Raw genomic sequence first — 17,033 nt, 5'->3', positions numbered from 1 at the left:
ATTTACGCCTCCATTAAAATTAATTGTGGATCATTCAATAAACGCTTGATGTGGTTAAGGGCATTTTGCGCAGTAGCTCCGTCAATCATACGGTGGTCAAAGCTTAGGGAAAGAGCTAAGACTGGAGCTGCAACGATTTCGCCATCACGAACAACCGCTTTTTCAGCGATACGGCCAATACCAAGGATCGCTACTTCTGGGTGGTTGATGACTGGAGTAAACCATTGTCCACCAGCAGAACCGATGTTTGTGATTGTGCAAGATGCACCTTTCATTTCAGCTGGAGCCAATTTACCATCACGTGCTTTTGTTGCAAGCTCATTGATTTCGTTAGAAACTTCGAAAATCGCTTTACGATCTGCATTTTTCACAACTGGAACTAGCAAGCCTTTTTCAGTGTCAGCTGCAATTCCGATGTTGTAGTAATGCTTTTGCACAACTTCATCTGTTTTATCATCGATAGAAGTGTTAAGCACTGGGTACTTTTTCAAAGCAGAAGTTAGAGCTTTTACAACGTAAGGCAAGTAAGTTAACTTGATTCCTTGATCAGCTGCAACTTGTTTGAATTGTTTACGATGTGCAACAAGGTTTGTTACATCAACTTCATCCATTAATGTTACGTGAGGAGCTGTATGCTTAGAGTTCACCATTGCTTTCGCGATTGCTTTGCGGATTCCGCTCATTTTCTCGCGAGTTTCTGGGAATTCTCCTTCAAGAACTGGAGCTGCTGCCGCTTTAGGAGCTGCTTCTTCTTTCGCACTTTCAGCTGCTTGAGGTGCTGCTTCTTGAGCTGCAGAACCACCATTAACGAAGCTGTCGATATCTTCTTTTAACACACGTCCGTTTTTACCAGAACCTGCAACTTTGTAAATTTCAATGCCTTTTTCACGAGCATATTTACGTACAGATGGCATAGCGATCACGCGTTTGTTTGGATCAGCATCTACTTGCTCTTGTGCGCCTGCACCAGTTGCTGCTGCCGCTTCTTCTTGTGCTACTTCTTTCTTCTCTGGCTCGTTACCAGCTTCAGCAGTACCTTGTACTTGAGCTTCAGTTTTTGCTTCGCCTTCTTCTTCGCTGCCTTTAAATTGAAGATTTTCGTAACCAGGTGCATCAAACGTAATGATTGTTTGTCCTACAGTTGCAACTGTTCCCTCTTCAACTTTTAATTCTAATACTTTTCCTTTAACAGGTGAAGGAATTTCTACAACTGCTTTATCATTTTGTACCTCTGCTAAAACGTCATCTTCATTGATTTCGTCGTTTGGTTTAACAAACCACTTAACGATCTCACCTTCGTGGATACCTTCTCCGATGTCCGGAAGTTTAAATTCAAATGCCACTGTTTTTCGCCTCCTAGATTTTGTTGAACCCTTGTTGTGTATATTTACACGGTCATGTAATTGATAAAGGGGAAGAGAAATAAATTCTTTTCCCCTCTGTCATTTAATTAAAATTCAAGAACTTTCTTCGCTGTTTCAAGTACATCTTTATGGTTTGGAAGCCATACGCTCTCAGCTTGAGAGAAAGCAAATACAGTATCAGGTGCAGCTACACGAAGTACTGGTGCTTCCAAGCTAAGGATCGCTCTGTCATTGATTTCAGCTACTACGTTTGCAGCAATACCAGCTTGTTTTTGTGCTTCTTGAACAACGATCGCACGGCCTGTTTTTTCAACAGAAGCGATGATTGTTTCAATATCAAGCGGGCTTACTGTACGAAGGTCGATAACCTCAGCAGAAACGCCTTCTTTTTCTAGCTCTTCAGCAGCTTTTAGTGATTCGTGAACCATTGCACCGTAAGTGATGATTGAAAGGTCAGAACCTTCACGTTTCACGTCAGCTTTACCGATTTCAATTGTGTACTCTTCTTCAGGAACTTCCTGACGGAAAGAACGATAAAGTTTCATATGCTCAAGGAACACTACAGGATCGTTGTCACGAATTGCAGAAATTAAAAGTCCTTTTGCATCGTAAGGTGTTGAAGGAATAACAACCTTGATACCAGGCTGTTGTGCGATAAGTCCTTCTAAGCTGTCAGCGTGAAGCTCAGGTGTGTGAACTCCCCCGCCGAATGGAGAACGGATTGTCACTGGGGAATGCCAGCGTCCGCCAGAACGGTAACGCATACGAGCCATTTGTCCAGAAACAGAATCTAATACTTCGTAAACGAATCCGAAGAATTGAATTTCCATTACCGGGCGGAATTCTTGTAGTCCAAGGCCAATAGCAAGACCGCCAATACCAGATTCAGCAAGTGGAGTATCGAAAACACGATCCTCACCAAACTCTTTTTGCAATCCTTCAGTCGCACGGAATACGCCGCCGTTTTTACCAACGTCTTCTCCGAAAACGAGAACGTTTTCGTCATTTTTCAGTTCTGTGCGTAACGCATCAGTGATCGCTTGAATCATTGTCATTTGCGCCATGGCTTACTTCGACTCCTTCTGTTTGTAAATTTCAAGCTGTTCAACTAAGTTGAATGGTTTTACATCGTACATGTTTTCAATCAAGTCAGTGACTTTTTGCTTAGGCTGTTCGTCAGCTTCTTTGATCGCTTGTTTGATTTGTTCTTTTGCATCTTCGATCACTTTATTCTCTTCTTCTTCAGACCATAGGCCTTTGTTTTCCAAGAATTTGCGGTAGCGTACCAATGGATCTTTTTGCTCCCACTCGTTTTCATCTTCTTTTGTACGATATCTTGTTGGATCGTCACCAGCCATTGTATGTGGGCCGTAACGGAATGTAAGAGTTTCGATTAATGTTGGACCTTCACCATTTACAGCGCGCTCACGAGCTTCAGCAGTTGCTGCATAAACAGCTAATGCATCCATACCGTCAACTTGTACGCCTACGATACCAGCTGCAGCTGCTTTTTGTGCAATTGTTTGTGCAGCAGACTGCTTTTCAACAGGTGTAGAGATCGCATATCTGTTGTTTTGGACAACAAAAATCGCTGGCGCTTTGTAAGCCCCTGCAAAGTTAATACCTTCGTAGAAATCACCTTGTGAAGCTCCACCGTCACCAGTGTAAGTGATTGCAACAGCTTTTTTACCGCGCTTTTTCAAACCAAGAGCTACACCAGCTGCTTGAATGATTTGAGCACCGATAATGATTTGCGGTGAAAGTGCATTCACATCTTCAGGCATTTGGTTACCAACAAAGTGTCCGCGAGAGAACAAGAATGCTTTTGTTAGCGGAAGACCATGCCAGATTAATTGTGGTACATCACGATATCCTGGAAGAATGAAATCTTCTTTCTCAAGTGCAAAGTGAGTTGCAAGCTGAGAAGCCTCTTGTCCAGCTGTTGGCGCATAGAAGCCAAGACGTCCTTGACGGTTCAATGAAATTGAACGTTGATCTAATACTCGTGTAAACACCATACGGCGCATTAATTCTTTTAATTGGTCATCTGAAAGATCCGGCATTGCCGCTTCGTTTACGACTTCGCCTTTTTCGTTTAAAATTTGAAACGTTTCAAACTGCTTTTTGATGGCATCAAATTGCTTTTTGCTATCAACAATTGCTTTTTTTGTTTTTGCAGCCATTCTAAAGTCACCTCTTCCTTTCTTTTAACAGTCCATTTGTCGTGAATCCATTTATACATACAGATATAGGATAACCCAAAATACTCATATGACTCCTGTATATAATAGCCACTAAGATCGTTGTCGAAACATTGGTTGATCACTCGTTTTTGAGTCCTTATAACTGTATTAACGATAGTTCACAAAAAACTAATACAACTTCTGTTAACAAGGAATAGTTTACAACAAGAAAAATAGTCCGTCAATTGATTTAACGGCTTTATTTAAATAAATGTATTCGCTTTACTTTTTATGGTGAACTGTATCAATCTGTTTAACAAACAACCTAATCTGTACTAGTATAGAGTGTACTACTGTACTACAATAGAAAATGTTTGTTTTTGTCGAAAAATAAAAAAAGAGCTGTTTTTCAGCTCTTTTTCGACTCTTGATCTGCTGCTTTATACAAAGCCTTTTTATGATCATTCAATTGATCTGTATATCGATTGAACTTCTTACTTTCTTTTCTGACTTTGCTATATGAACGATTCACGGTCTTCAGCTTTGACTTCAGCTCTTCATATCCTAGATCCTTTTTCTTTAAAGATTGATACAAATGCTGATCTTGTTTCAGCGCCTTTTGATACTCCTTGTATAGCTGATCGTATGATGCATATCGTTTCTCGATCGATTTGACTGTTTGATCTGCTTTCTCTTTTAACTCGGCATCTTGCAATCGTGCGGCAGATTCCTTTACCGTTTTTAATTCTTTTTTCGATTCATCCATGCTGTCTTTTTCTGTTTTTAAATGTTCTTCTCGTTTCGCTGCCGATGCTAACGCCTGATCAGAAAGGCTTGACACTGTTTTTGTATGGTCCTTTGTTGTTTGAATCATTTTTGTATACAGCTTCTGCTCTTTTTTCTCATAGCTTTGCAGTGTACCTTGCTCTTTTTCAAAGGATGCTTCTTTTTCACTCATTTTCGTCATGGCATCCTGCATGTCATTGAATGGATTTTGACCTCCGCATCCTGTCAGCAAAAGGGTACATATTCCCGCCAAAGCAGCACCTGCTTTCATGCTTCTTTTCATCTGTCTCATCACAAGGTCCCCCTTTACATCTCCACATACCACTATAATTTTTATAGGCGTTTGTGACAAGGAAAGAGGTCAGTCAGATGAGGCGGAGAAGATTTTTTTCAAGCAATAGGCTCATGACTATACAAATAGTGCATTCATACATAGTTTATATTACACGCTTCGCCTTCACTTATGAGAGGCCGAGTGTATTTCCAAAGGAGGTCAAAAGTATGTCTAATTATAGTCATGGAAGTATGTATGGTGGATACGGTGGATACGGTGGATACGGCGGTTACGGGTATGGATACGGCGGCGGCTGTTGTTACCCAAGTTATGGCGGTGGATACGGGTGCGGATACGGCGGCGGACGTACATTCGCTTTAATCGTTGTGCTTTTCATCCTATTAATCATCGTTGGCGCAGCATTCTTAGGCGGCGGTGGCTGCTGCTAAGGCGGTTTAAGCCTCTGACCGGTCTCAAAGGACCGGTCTTCTTTATTTCATTGCATATGTTGTGTATCATTTTATATACTTTACATACAAAGGAAATAGGAGTGAAGTTTTGTGATTACCATGGATGATATCGTAAGGGACGGACATCCCGTCTTAAGACAAACAGCTGAAGCGGTCGAGCTCCCGCCGACAGAAGAGGAAAAACAGCAATTAGCTGACATGATCGAATTCGTCAAAAACAGTCAAGATGGTGATATTGCTGAAAAATACGGACTAAGACCCGGCGTTGGATTGGCAGCTCCGCAAATCAATATTAGTAAACGCATGATCGCTGTTCACTGTGAGGATGAAGACGGAGAAGAATACAGCTATGCTCTGTTCAACCCGCGTATTGTCAGTCATTCAGTCAAAAGAGCTTATTTAGCGACTGGTGAAGGCTGCTTATCAGTTGATGAAGCCATCCCTGGATTTGTTCCTCGATATCAAAAAATCAGGGTCAAGGCCACTACGCTTGAAGGAGAGGACATTGATATCCGTCTAAAAGGGTTCCCCGCTATTGTTTTTCAGCATGAAATTGACCATTTAAATGGCATTATGTTTTATGATCATATTCAAAAGGATCAGCCGTTCGCTGAGCCAGAAAACTCTGTTGCGATCGGCAGATCATAACATAAAAAGAAGACCCGCGATCTAAGGGTCTTCTTTTTTATTCTTCAATGAGGCCAAGCTGGGTCACTGCATGGAATATGCCGTCCTCATCTACCGGCTTTGTCACAAAATCAGCCAATGCTTTCAATTCACTCACAGCATTTCCCATCGCCACGCCTGTTCCAGCAAACGAAATCATTTCTCTATCATTCAATCCGTCTCCAAAGGCAATGGTATCCTTTTGATCGTAAGGAAGTCTTTCGATGACTCGTTTGATTCCTTCAGCTTTTGATCCGCCTTTTGGCAGAACGTCCGTTGACAGCTCATGCCATCTGACAAGGTCAATTTCTTCGCGGAATGCCTTATACTCCACTTCCTCTTCTGCCTTACAAAATAACAGCATTTGAAAAATGTCGTTTTCTTTAAAGAAAGATACATCGTGCTCAGGATGCTCTGTTTTCAAAGTACCGATTCCTTCATGGATAAACGGATGATTCGGCACAGACGCCTTCATCGTTTCTTCTCCCATAAAAACGAGCGGATGATCATGACGATCCGCTGTCTCATAAATCCGCTCCATCAGCTCCTGCTTCAGCGGATTGCCGTAAATAACGTCTCCCTCATACATGACATACTGACCGTTATAAGCAATGAATGAGTCAAGCCCTAATTCTTCTAAAATGGGCCGGATCAGAAAAGGAGAACGCCCAGATGCAATAAAGAGATGATGACCTTTTTCTTTTAATAAATGAACCGCTCGCTTCGTTGACTCAGGTATATTTTTATCATGGTCATATAAAGTACCGTCGATATCAAAGAAGATGACTTTTTTATTCATATCTCGCCCTCCTGCTCTTCGTTATGTATACACACTCCCTTTCATCATACAGAAAGATTTCAGCTTTCGAAACCAATTCCTTTTGAAAGCGCCTATTTCCCACATATAACCATGTAACATTCAATAGAAACATCATATAATACAAGTATATAGAGAGACCGGAACACACTGGTTAAGCTTACTTCAACCCGAAAGGAGGCGCATGTGATGCTTCGTCGTCTGCGTAAGAAAATTCGAAGACAATGGAAGGACATGCTTCGCAAAAAATCAATTGCTTAAAAGGATCTTCCGCACATTTGCCGAAGGTCCTTTTTTCTCAGAGACTTTTCTTATGCGCGTTTTTTTAATATAATAGAATAAGCGAGTGTAACATACGGTATTTAAGGAGAGATTTGGATGATATATAAGGTATTTTTTCAGGCAAGTACTACTGAGGTACCTGTAAGAGAACACACAGATTCACTATACGTTGAAGCGGTTTCTGAAAGAGACGTACGCGATAAGTTGAAAAAACATAACTACAACATTGAATTCATTCAGCCTGTAGACGGTGCTTTTTTAGACTATGAACGAGAAAGTGAAAATTTTAAAGTATTGGAGCTATGAGAGGAATGAAATTTGTTAAAAACGATCAGGCGGCAGTTTTTGCGCTCGGCGGTTTAGGCGAGATCGGTAAAAACACGTATGGCGTTCAATTTCAAGATGAAATCATTTTAATTGATGCAGGCATTAAGTTTCCTGAAGACGAGCTTCTTGGAATTGACTACGTCATCCCTGACTATACGTACTTAGTTAAAAACGAAGATAAAATCAAAGGTCTTTTCATCACTCATGGACATGAAGACCACATCGGCGGTATCCCTTACCTTCTCAAGCAAGTGAATATTCCAGTTTACGGCGGCAAACTCGCAATCGGCCTACTTCGTAATAAATTGGAAGAGCACGGTCTCTTGAGACAAACAAAACTTCATATTTTTGAAGAAGAAGATACCATTAAATTTAGAAAAACAGCTGTGTCTTTCTTTAGAACGACACACAGTATTCCAGATTCTTATGGAATTGTCGTCAAGACACCTCCTGGTAACATCGTACATACAGGTGATTTCAAATTTGACTTTACTCCTGTTGGCGAGCCTGCCAATTTAACCAAAATGGCTGAGATCGGAAAAGAAGGCGTTCTTTGTCTTTTATCTGATAGTACAAACAGTGAAATCCCAGAATTTACGATGTCTGAAAGACGCGTAGGTGAAAGCATTGATGACATCTTTAGAAAAGTCGATGGACGTATCATCTTTGCCACGTTTGCTTCAAACATTCACAGACTTCAGCAAGTGATTGAGTCTGCTGTTGCCAACGGCAGAAAAGTCGCTGTATTTGGACGCAGTATGGAGTCTGCTATTGATATTGGACAAGATCTTGGCTATATTAAATGTCCAAAAAACACGTTTATTGAACATAATGAAATCAACCGCCTTCCAGCAAACAAAGTGACCATTCTTTGTACTGGAAGCCAGGGTGAACCGATGGCAGCTCTTTCTCGTATTGCGAACGGTACTCACCGCCAGATTTCCATTAACCCTGGAGACACTGTTGTCTTCTCATCTTCACCGATCCCAGGTAACAATATTAGTGTAAGCCGCACCATTAACCAGCTTTATCGTGCAGGTGCTGAGGTCATTCATGGCTCCCTTAATAATATTCATACATCTGGTCACGGCGGACAAGAAGAACAAAAACTCATGCTCCGTTTAATTAAACCAAAATTCTTTATGCCGATTCACGGTGAATACCGCATGCAAAAAACGCATATCAAACTTGCGAATGATTGCGGCATCCCTGAGGAAAACTGCTTTATCATGGATAACGGTGAAGTTCTTGCACTGAAAGGTGACGAAGCAAGTGTCGCTGGCAAAATCCCATCAGGCAACGTGTATATCGACGGAAGCGGTATTGGCGATATCGGAAACATCGTTTTAAGAGACCGCCGCATTCTTTCTGAAGAGGGCCTTGTTATTGTGGTCGTCAGCATGGACATGAAAGAATTCAAAATCTCTGCTGGTCCTGATTTGATCTCAAGAGGTTTTGTCTACATGAGAGAATCTGGAGACCTGATCAACGATGCACAGGATTTAATTTCGAAGCATCTTGAAAAAGTAATGGAACGTAAGACAACTCAGTGGTCTGAAATTAAGAACGAAATTACTGACACCCTTGCACCTTTCCTTTATGAAAAAACAAGACGCCGTCCAATGATCTTACCGATTATTATGGAAGTGTAATCACAAAAAGAGACACAAGCCGCTTGGCTGTGTCTCTTTTTTTCACCGTTCATTGAAAAAACCGCATATATACATATGCGGTTTCTCTCTTTTTATGATTGAATTGGGAGAGGCTGAAAGCTTCTGACATCAAACAAACCCTTTGTCGTCATTTTCACATCAGGAATGACTGGGAGTGCCAAGAAGGACAGCGTCAAAAACGGATTAAAGTCTAAAATAAAACCTGTTTCTTTTAACGCTTCATGGAGTGCATGAAGGCTTTCATTTACAAGATGTGCCGGCTGATCTGAAAGTAAACCAGAGATCGGTAATGGCAGTGTATGAAGAGTCTGGCCCTCTTTGACAACAGTCAAACCGCCGCCTGCTTCTTTTAACGCGTCAATGGCTTTCACGATATCAGCATCATTTGTGCCAACCGCAATTAAATTGTGAGAATCATGCGCAACCGTTGTTGCAATTGCGCCCTTTTCTAATCCAAAGCCGCTGACAATCCCTATCCCCATTTCAGATAAGCCTTGATGGCGTTCGACAAGCACCATTTTTAATACATCTCTTTCTGTATCACTAGTGAATTGTCCGTTCGTTTCTGAAGGAGAGATTTGTTCTAATTTTGTTTCTAGCTGATTTGGAATAATGCGGATGACATTCATTTTTTGATGAGCTGTGATAGGCAGAGCCAGATCTTGCTCTTGAACGTCTATAGCATGAACAGATTGTAATAAGGCTGGACTCGGTGCAATTTTTTCGACACCTGGCTTGTACTCTCCATGCTGCGCCACTAATTCTCCAGCAATAAATACGCTGGTAATGTCTACTTGATGAAGATCAGAGACGAGCATAAAATCAGCATCAAAGCCTGGCGCAATGGCTCCCTTTGTTTTGAGGCCAAAACACTCTGCTGCGTTTAAACTTCCCATTTGATACGCTAAAAATGGGTCTAACCCTTCTTTTATAGACATACGTACTTGTTCATCAATACTTCCTTCAGCCATTAAATCATCTAAATGTTTATCATCGGTACAAAAGAAAAAGCGTCTCGCATTCTTTTCATTCACAGCTGGTAAAACGCTTTTCACGTTTTTGGCAACAGAGCCTTCTCTCAGCATGACATACATGCCTCGTTTTACACGTTCAAGGGCTTCTTCGGCTGTTGTCACCTCGTGATCTGTTTGGACATTCGCTGTGCGGTAAACGTTTATTAATCGGTCTGTTAAGCCTGCTAGATGGCCATCAATCAATTTATTCTCGTTTTGAGCATCAAGCAGCTTTTGAAGCATATCTTCTTCTGCCTGCTCCACACCGACGTAATCCATCACCTCAGCAAGACCAAGAACCTCTTTCTCTTGATACAAAGGCTTTAAATCTTTCGCTTTTAAAACAGCACCTGATCGTTCAAAACTGACTGCCGGTACGCAGGATGGCAGCATGAAATAAATATTTAAGGCAGCTTTTCTCGCTTCTTCCAGCATAAAACGGATGCCTGTGATCCCTGACACATTGGCAATTTCATGCGGGTCTGTTACGACAGTTGTCACACCGCACGGGACGACAGCTTTGGAGAATTCAGCAGGGGTAACCATAGAGGACTCGATATGAACGTGGCCATCAATAAAACCGGGTACAAGCATTTGACCTGCTGCATCCAGCTCCTGTTCTCCCTCGTACTCTCCAATCCCTACTATTTGTCCATTTTCAACAGCGACATCAGCGTCTATCCATTCCTGGTTAAACACGTCCATAACTTTCGCATGTTTAATCACTAGGGCTGCTTTTTTTCTCTTTGCAGCTACCTCAATTTGATGTCTGAAAAGCTCCTTATCCAACGACACTGCCTCCTCCAAGTAAACAATATAATGTTTCTTATCGTAAACGAATCTGTTTGCCCAGTCAATGACATTTAGAGAAAATCACCCAGATAAAAAGACTGATTTTTATTTCTGAATAGTGATAATTGCATGAAAAATATGATGAATGACTTTAGCTGTTTATGCAGAACAAAACAGCCCTTTTAATGTCTTCTTCCCTCTTCACTGTCCACCTCATGTGTACACAATTATATTAAAAAACACCCCGCCTAGGAGTGTTTAATAATCGTTCTGCATTTCTCGTTTTTCAAAACGTCCGATATCGGCAACTGCCCCAATGACAATCAGAATATCTTCTTTTTGAATCATTTCATCTGCGAGCGGTGAAACAATCACTTCTTTTCCACGCTTAATCGCCACAATATTAATGCCATATCTCGCTCTAATATCGAGATCTAAAAGAGAATGCCCTGCAAGCCTGCTGTTGGCAACGATTTCAATGAGGCTGTACTCATCTGACAGCTCAAGATAATCTAATACGTTATTGGAGATGATTTTATGTGCAATTCGTCTGCCCATGTCCCGCTCTGGATGAACGATGCGATCAGCTCCAATTTTATTTAACACTTTTTCGTGGTAATCGTTTTGCGCTTTTACTGTGACCATTTTAACGCCAAGCTCTTTCAGCATAATCGTCGTTAAAATACTGGCCTGAATGTTTTCACCAATCGCAACGATGACATGATCAAAATTGCGAATGCCGAGATTTTTTAAAACAGATTCGTCCGTCGAATCACCAATGACCGCATGTGACGCAATTTTCGCGTATTCGTTCACTCGATCTTCATTCATATCCATGGCCATGACTTCAAGTCCTTCTTCGCTCAGCGCCTTGCAAATACTTCCGCCAAAGCGTCCAAGACCAATGACTGCATATTCCTTTTTCATGTTCAGACTCCTTTTATCTCACTTACCATGCATTTTACTACGGTTTGATTAATGAATCCATATGCGAGCGAATTTTTTTGCGGAATGCTTCACTTAAGTAAAGATCTGCTCCTTTTTCAATTTCACTGCGGTAATGACCTGGCGGAGCAATTTCTTCGCTCTTTTGAAGAACAAGAAAGGTTAAACAGTCTTCATATATCTGATCACCTATTTTGACATCGACAAAAGCTGGACGATATGTGCCCTCATAGACTCCTTCTCGTTTGTACAAATATCGAATGGCATCAAAAGGAACCTCATATAAAACGCCTTCTGTTTCTCCGCCGTCTTCTACCATATCGGCTCTTGATCCATCAGGCCTTACCAATGTAAATCTAGTTGTAAAGCCGTTCAGAGCACCGCCGCCGATGATTTGTTTAAAATAATGATCAACTTCCGCCAGTTTAAATCTTGCATCATCCATACAGGAGCCATAGGCAAAATAATAGAAGGATGCCGGCTTCTGCTGCCACATTCTATATTCCTTCCAGCAGCCGCTATCGATCTCCTTCAGCGATGATGCCTTCTGCTTTGGTAAAGTGTATGTAACAGCCGCCACCGGCCCTTTGTCTGTCATGACATCGACCACCTGCTTGTCATACCCTTCCTCAAGCAAATCTATCTTATTCAGCGTGCTTGCGGTTACCTCGTACAATTCTCCATATACTGTGCTTTTCTCTTTTAGAACGCACGCAGGGTATCCTTGACCTGTATCATAGATTCTGCCGCTGATCCAAGCTGATTTAGCTAATGGCCTGCTTTCTTTCATATACGTCTCGTGGTGCTCTTCATGCTGCAGAAGCGTCCCATATACAAATAAAGCTTTCTCCTTCATGAAATCACGTCCTCTCACCTTGCTGGTGTCTGCTTTTTTGCCACACAGGTAAATAGATATGAAAAGCTGTACCTTTTCCCAGCTCACTGACCACATCCATCCTACCGTGATGATCTTTTAAAATCGCTGCACAGATGGTGAGGCCAAGTCCTGTCCCTTCTGTTTTTGTGGAGAAGAAAGGATCATATATTTTCTGAATATCCTCTTCAGACATCCCTTTTCCTTCATCTTGAATAGTAATTTTCCATTCGTTCATCACTTTTTCTGTTGATATGTATATACTGCCGCCTTCAGGCATTGCCTCAATGGCATTTTTGATTAAATTAATGAACAGCTGCTTCATTTGGTTAGCGTCTGCTAATATAGCGCCGGCATCCTGCTTTTTAAATGGCTGTTTGAGATCAATATTCGAAAGGACTGCATTGGTTTTTAGCAATGTAATCACCTGTTCTAACAGTCCATGAAGCTGAACTTCTTGAAAATGGACGGACTGCGGCTTTGCCAGCACCAGCAGCTCACTTAAAACAAAATCAATCCGTTTAATTTCAGAAAAGATAATGTCAAAATAATCGGTTCTTTCAGGATATTGTGTTTTCATCAGCTGCAAAAAGCCGTTTACTGAGGTCAGCGGATTTCTGACTTCATGGGCGATTCCAGCGGCTATTTGTCCTGCAACGGCCAGCTTTTGCGCCTGCATTTGCACTTGTTGATTTGATTTTTCAAGCTCAAGCTTTGCCAGCTTTTGTTTTGTAATATCTGCAACTGTTCCAATACCTCCAGTAAACTGGTGCTCCTCATCAAAGTAGAGCTTATAATGAACGTCTCCCCATACTTTCTTTCCCTCTTTATGAAGAAGCTGCAGCTCGATCCGCCCTGAATCTTTATGCTCTTTGATGACAGATGACAAATGCTGAATAACTCTTTCTTCTTGATCAAAGTACTGATTGTACATCGTACCTAGACATTCATCTATGTCATAGCCGGTCATTTGTTTCCATGCTTGATTTAAGAAAATGATGTGCCCTTTTTCATCTGTTTCAAAGACAATTTCTTGCAAGTTATCTGTAATTCGATTCAGCCGCTCTGTCAGTTCGTGTGCTTCTTTTTCTCTCTTATTTAGATCTGACACAAGTAAATTCAAGCGGTCTACATATCCTGAGACAACCCAGATCCCTACTAACACAACGACTGTAAAGGCTAGATCGAGCGGCCAATTAATTTGATAGCCGCCTACATAATAAAAGAAATCCCAGCTTATGATTAAGATAAATGCAAGAACAGATAACACGATCCGAACTTGATATGTTTTGTTCAAATGATTCCACCTGCCGCCCTGAGATTCTTTGTCAATTGTACCATTTTCCACTTATTTTTTGAGGGAGATGGGGCATTTTTAAGGAACTTTTTTAAAGAAAAAATAGCCTGTTCTCAGCACAGAGGAAGAGAGCAGGCTATTTTGATTACTTCTGAAGAGCTTCTTGCAGTTCTTTTAACAGCAGTTCTGCGCCTTCAGCGCTTAATGTAATTTGACCATTTCCATATTCATGGTTCTCTGATGTAATCTCACCAGTCATGAGACAAACGCCCTCTGGCTGATATTTTTTCAAGACGATTTTATCTCCATCTATAAAAAATTCCATACTGTCTTTAATAGCGATATCAAGTGCTCTTCTCAATTCGATTGGCATCACAATACGCCCTAGTTCGTCTACTTTTCTTACGACTCCGATAGATTTCAATTTCGTTCCCTCTTTCTTTCATTAGCTCAAGATCAATCTGTTTTTCACCAATTGATATATCGTAGACGTAAGAGATTCTTAAAAGGTTTCTCCTCTATAAAAATTTTTTCATAAAAGAAAAAACAAAGGGAAAATTTATTGTGATTGTCAAAATGATACTTGAATTTTACAGATTCATTTCAAGGTGATCACAAACCCCCACAAATGACATCAACCCTCTGAACTTTTAAATGTAAAATTGTTTAAAACAGCAAAAATAGAGATTGGGTGAAAACATGTTTCAAAATGCCGAAATTGGAATTGATTTAGGAACAGCTAACATATTGGTTTATAGTAAAAATAAGGGAATTATTTTAAATGAACCGTCCGTCGTAGCAGTCGATACAGAAACAAAGACTGTACTTGCCGTCGGATCAGAAGCAAAAGAAATGATCGGGAAAACACCTGGGAAAATTGTTGCGATCCGTCCGATGAAAGACGGTGTCATCGCTGATTATGATATGACAACAGATTTACTTAAACAAATCATGAAAAAAGCAGGAAAAAATATCGGGTTTACCTTCAGAAAGCCAACTGTCGTTGTATGTACACCTTCTGGTTCAACAGCTGTTGAGCGCCGCGCCATCAGCGATGCTGTGAAAAACTGCGGAGCAAAGCATGTGCATTTAATTGAAGAACCTGTTGCAGCTGCAATCGGTGCTGATCTTCCGGTAGACGAGCCTGTTGCGAACGTCGTAGTCGATATTGGCGGCGGAACAACAGAAGTTGCGATCATTTCATTTGGCGGCGTTGTCTCTTGTCATTCGATCCGAATTGGCGGCGATCAGCTGGATGAAGATATCATTACGTTTGTCAGAAAGAAATATAACCTATTAATCGGCGAACGGACTGCCGAGCAGGTGAAAATGGAAATTGGATATGGTCTTATTGAACATGAGCCTGAATCATTAGAAGTGCGCGGTCGCGACCTTGTGACAGGTCTGCCAAAAACGATCACACTTGTCTCTCATGAAATTCAAGGCGCCATGCGAGAATCACTTCTTCATATTTTAGAAGCGATCCGTGCCACATTAGAGGACAGCCCTCCAGAGCTAAGCGGAGATATTGTAGACCGCGGCGTCATTTTAACTGGCGGAGGCGCTCTTTTAAATGGAATTCAAGAATGGCTTTCTCAAGAGATTGTTGTTCCAGTCCATATTGCAGCCAATCCCCTTGAATCTGTTGCAATTGGAACAGGTCGTTCATTAGAAGTGATCGACAAATTGCAAAAAACTTTAAAATAATCTTCTTGTTCTACTTCTTTTTTTGTCATTTCGATCATATCGTGAGAAATGGATAAACGTGAAGGAGGAAGAACATGTTGCTTGATTTAGGTAAACGGGTCGTTGTCACAGTCATTTTAACGGGTATTATTTTAGGAGGAATGAGCCTGTCGTTTTCACATATGCCGCCTTCTAATGCACAGCCTGTGAAACAACTGAACCGCTAAAAAAGCCGCACGAAAGCGGCTTTTTTATTTTGGCTTTAAACGGGCTCCCCATTTTCCTTTTCGGTCATAAATCTGATATGATGAACATGACTAAAGGAGGGGTTTTTATGAGTTCATTTGAAAAACAACTAGATCAATATGCGAAGACCATCGTTGAAGTCGGTGTGAATGTACAAAAGGGGCAGGAAGTCGTTGTATCCGCATTTACTGAATCTGCACATCTTGTTCGTCTTGTAGCGAAACACGCGTATGAGCGCGGGGCGAAAAACGTACATATCCGCTGGAGTGATGGTGTTCTCACCCGTTTAAAGTATGAACATGCACCGCAAGATGTATTTGAGCAATTCCCTGAATGGGAAGCACAGATGATGGAAACCATCGCAAAACGCGGAGGCGCTTTTATTACCATCCTGTCAGAAAGCCCTGACCTTTTGCGAGGCATTGATTCGAAAAAAATCGCTGCACAGCAAAAAGCTGCTGGTTCAGCACTACATACATATCGTCAATACGTTCAATCTGACAAAGTCGCTTGGACAGTCGTAGGTGCTGCATCAAAAGAATGGGCGAAAAAGATTTTCCCTGATCATACAGATGAAGAAGCTGTCACGTTATTGTGGGATCAAATCTTTAAAGTCGCACGCGCTGATCAAGCAGATCCAGTTGAGGCTTGGAAAAAGCACGATGCGTCATTAAACGAAAAGGTCAAAATACTCAATGAACGCCACTACCACAAGCTTCATTATGAAGCACCGGGCACAGACTTAACGATTGAGCTTCCAGAGCAGCATATTTGGGTAGGTGCTGGCAGCGTAAGTGAACGCGGCGTCTCGTTCATGGCCAACATGCCAACAGAAGAAGTCTTTACCGTACCGAAAAAAGACGGTGTAAACGGGACAGTCTCAAGCACAAAGCCGCTCAGCTATGCTGGAAACATCATTGATGAGTTCTCATTAACCTTTGAAAATGGCCGGATTGTGGATGTGAAAGCAAAAGAAGGCGAAGATATGTTAAAATCTCTCGTTGAAACAGATGAAGGCTCTCATTATTTAGGTGAGGTTGCCCTCGTACCAGATGATTCACCAATTTCTAACTCAAATATTCTTTATTACAATACACTTTACGATGAAAATGCATCAAACCACCTTGCCATCGGCAGCGGATATGCGTTTAATATCGAAGGCGGAAAAGAAATGAAACGAGAAGAATTGGATGCAGCGGGTGTGAACAGCAGTATTACACACGTTGATTTTATGATTGGTTCAAAGGAAATGAATATTGACGGGATCACAAAAGACGGGAAACGCGAACCGATCTTCCGAAATGGAAACTGGGCGATTTAATCAAAAAAAGACATCCT

At 41.4% G+C, this 17,033-nt stretch carries 17 protein-coding genes; 7 read left to right on the top strand and 10 right to left on the bottom strand.

What is annotated here, in order from left to right:
• Positions 1–2: 2 nt before the first annotated feature.
• The 4 genes from NSS80_RS07250 to NSS80_RS07235 form a co-directional block, all read right to left on the bottom strand.
• The gene (locus NSS80_RS07250) at positions 3–1,343 is read right to left on the bottom strand and encodes a dihydrolipoamide acetyltransferase family protein (protein ID WP_003211261.1); all 1,341 of its coding nucleotides are present in this window, start codon (positions 1,341–1,343) and stop codon (positions 3–5) included.
• A 107-nt stretch (positions 1,344–1,450) separates the two neighbouring features.
• On the bottom strand, positions 1,451–2,428 hold the full coding sequence (pdhB, locus tag NSS80_RS07245; protein WP_012009824.1) for a pyruvate dehydrogenase complex E1 component subunit beta: 978 nt from the start codon (positions 2,426–2,428) through the stop codon (positions 1,451–1,453).
• A gap of 3 nt (positions 2,429–2,431) precedes the next feature.
• Entirely contained in the window at positions 2,432–3,547 is a 1,116-nt protein-coding gene (gene pdhA, locus NSS80_RS07240) for a pyruvate dehydrogenase (acetyl-transferring) E1 component subunit alpha (RefSeq protein WP_024424754.1), read from the bottom strand.
• Between the two features lie 409 nt (positions 3,548–3,956).
• Complete coding sequence (locus NSS80_RS07235; protein ID WP_317222061.1) at positions 3,957–4,625, bottom strand: YkyA family protein; 669 nt, start codon at positions 4,623–4,625, stop codon at positions 3,957–3,959.
• A gap of 233 nt (positions 4,626–4,858) precedes the next feature.
• Between NSS80_RS07235 and NSS80_RS07230 the strand changes: the two genes are divergently transcribed.
• Both NSS80_RS07230 and def read left to right on the top strand, forming a co-directional pair.
• Positions 4,859–5,056: a YjcZ family sporulation protein gene (locus tag NSS80_RS07230; protein ID WP_342498481.1), complete on the top strand. Its 198-nt coding sequence runs from the start codon at positions 4,859–4,861 to the stop codon at positions 5,054–5,056.
• Between the two features lie 111 nt (positions 5,057–5,167).
• Positions 5,168–5,725, top strand: a complete 558-nt coding sequence (def, locus tag NSS80_RS07225; RefSeq protein WP_212039781.1) for a peptide deformylase — start codon at positions 5,168–5,170, stop codon at positions 5,723–5,725.
• Between the two features lie 37 nt (positions 5,726–5,762).
• On the opposite strand, the gene NSS80_RS07220 is transcribed toward def, so the two are convergent.
• Entirely contained in the window at positions 5,763–6,542 is a 780-nt protein-coding gene (locus NSS80_RS07220; RefSeq protein ID WP_024426890.1) for a Cof-type HAD-IIB family hydrolase, read from the bottom strand.
• A 396-nt stretch (positions 6,543–6,938) separates the two neighbouring features.
• Between NSS80_RS07220 and NSS80_RS07215 the strand changes: the two genes are divergently transcribed.
• Together NSS80_RS07215 and rnjA are read left to right on the top strand one after the other, a co-directional pair.
• Positions 6,939–7,148, top strand: coding sequence for a DNA-directed RNA polymerase subunit epsilon (locus NSS80_RS07215; RefSeq protein ID WP_008345114.1), 210 nt, complete (start codon positions 6,939–6,941; stop codon positions 7,146–7,148).
• 5 nt (positions 7,149–7,153) lie between these two features.
• Positions 7,154–8,821, top strand: coding sequence for a ribonuclease J1 (gene rnjA / locus NSS80_RS07210; protein WP_012009818.1), 1,668 nt, complete (start codon positions 7,154–7,156; stop codon positions 8,819–8,821).
• Positions 8,822–8,913: 92 nt separating this feature from the next.
• Here the strand turns inward: rnjA and ade are convergent, their stop codons facing one another.
• The 5 genes from ade to NSS80_RS07185 form a co-directional block, all read right to left on the bottom strand.
• The gene (ade, locus tag NSS80_RS07205; protein ID WP_268481264.1) at positions 8,914–10,644 is read right to left on the bottom strand and encodes an adenine deaminase; all 1,731 of its coding nucleotides are present in this window, start codon (positions 10,642–10,644) and stop codon (positions 8,914–8,916) included.
• 261 nt (positions 10,645–10,905) lie between these two features.
• Positions 10,906–11,574, bottom strand: a complete 669-nt coding sequence (locus tag NSS80_RS07200) for a TrkA family potassium uptake protein (RefSeq protein WP_008345123.1) — start codon at positions 11,572–11,574, stop codon at positions 10,906–10,908.
• Positions 11,575–11,611: 37 nt separating this feature from the next.
• Positions 11,612–12,448 (bottom strand): gamma-glutamylcyclotransferase family protein, encoded by an 837-nt coding sequence (locus NSS80_RS07195; RefSeq protein ID WP_268481267.1) that lies wholly within the window; start codon positions 12,446–12,448, stop codon positions 11,612–11,614.
• 4 nt (positions 12,449–12,452) lie between these two features.
• The gene (locus tag NSS80_RS07190) at positions 12,453–13,763 is read right to left on the bottom strand and encodes an ATP-binding protein (protein WP_214755229.1); all 1,311 of its coding nucleotides are present in this window, start codon (positions 13,761–13,763) and stop codon (positions 12,453–12,455) included.
• 145 nt (positions 13,764–13,908) lie between these two features.
• A complete protein-coding gene (locus tag NSS80_RS07185) occupies positions 13,909–14,187 on the bottom strand; it encodes an AbrB/MazE/SpoVT family DNA-binding domain-containing protein (protein ID WP_024424746.1) in 279 nt (92 codons plus the stop codon).
• A 275-nt stretch (positions 14,188–14,462) separates the two neighbouring features.
• Here NSS80_RS07185 and mreBH point away from each other — a divergent pair, with 275 nt between their 5' ends.
• The 3 genes from mreBH (at position 14,463) to NSS80_RS07170 (ending at position 17,016) form a co-directional block, all read left to right on the top strand.
• A complete protein-coding gene (gene mreBH, locus NSS80_RS07180) occupies positions 14,463–15,470 on the top strand; it encodes a rod-share determining protein MreBH (protein WP_024424745.1) in 1,008 nt (335 codons plus the stop codon).
• A gap of 74 nt (positions 15,471–15,544) precedes the next feature.
• A complete protein-coding gene (locus tag NSS80_RS07175) occupies positions 15,545–15,676 on the top strand; it encodes a protein YkpC (protein WP_003210922.1) in 132 nt (43 codons plus the stop codon).
• Between the two features lie 107 nt (positions 15,677–15,783).
• Positions 15,784–17,016, top strand: coding sequence for an aminopeptidase (locus NSS80_RS07170; protein ID WP_034281621.1), 1,233 nt, complete (start codon positions 15,784–15,786; stop codon positions 17,014–17,016).
• The last annotated feature ends 17 nt before the right edge of the window (positions 17,017–17,033 follow it).

The sequence above is a fragment of the Bacillus sp. FSL M8-0350 genome (assembly GCF_038593345.1).
GTDB classification, from domain to species: domain Bacteria; phylum Bacillota; class Bacilli; order Bacillales; family Bacillaceae; genus Bacillus; species Bacillus safensis.
The sequence above is the reverse complement of the archived record's forward strand: the minus strand, read 5'-3'. Positions and strand labels throughout refer to the sequence as shown.

Coding starts and splice junctions, on each gene's coding strand:
- pdhB (WP_012009824.1), bottom strand. CDS start 2,428: ATGGCGCAAATGACAATGATTCAAGCGATCACTGATGCGTTACGCACA.
- pdhA (WP_024424754.1), bottom strand. CDS start 3,547: ATGGCTGCAAAAACAAAAAAAGCAATTGTTGATAGCAAAAAGCAATTT.
- NSS80_RS07235 (WP_317222061.1), bottom strand. CDS start 4,625: ATGAGACAGATGAAAAGAAGCATGAAAGCAGGTGCTGCTTTGGCGGGA.
- NSS80_RS07230 (WP_342498481.1), top strand. CDS start 4,859: ATGTATGGTGGATACGGTGGATACGGTGGATACGGCGGTTACGGGTAT.
- NSS80_RS07220 (WP_024426890.1), bottom strand. CDS start 6,542: ATGAATAAAAAAGTCATCTTCTTTGATATCGACGGTACTTTATATGAC.
- NSS80_RS07215 (WP_008345114.1), top strand. CDS start 6,939: ATGATATATAAGGTATTTTTTCAGGCAAGTACTACTGAGGTACCTGTA.
- rnjA (WP_012009818.1), top strand. CDS start 7,154: ATGAAATTTGTTAAAAACGATCAGGCGGCAGTTTTTGCGCTCGGCGGT.
- NSS80_RS07200 (WP_008345123.1), bottom strand. CDS start 11,574: ATGAAAAAGGAATATGCAGTCATTGGTCTTGGACGCTTTGGCGGAAGT.
- NSS80_RS07195 (WP_268481267.1), bottom strand. CDS start 12,448: ATGAAGGAGAAAGCTTTATTTGTATATGGGACGCTTCTGCAGCATGAA.
- mreBH (WP_024424745.1), top strand. CDS start 14,463: ATGTTTCAAAATGCCGAAATTGGAATTGATTTAGGAACAGCTAACATA.
- NSS80_RS07175 (WP_003210922.1), top strand. CDS start 15,545: ATGTTGCTTGATTTAGGTAAACGGGTCGTTGTCACAGTCATTTTAACG.
- NSS80_RS07170 (WP_034281621.1), top strand. CDS start 15,784: ATGAGTTCATTTGAAAAACAACTAGATCAATATGCGAAGACCATCGTT.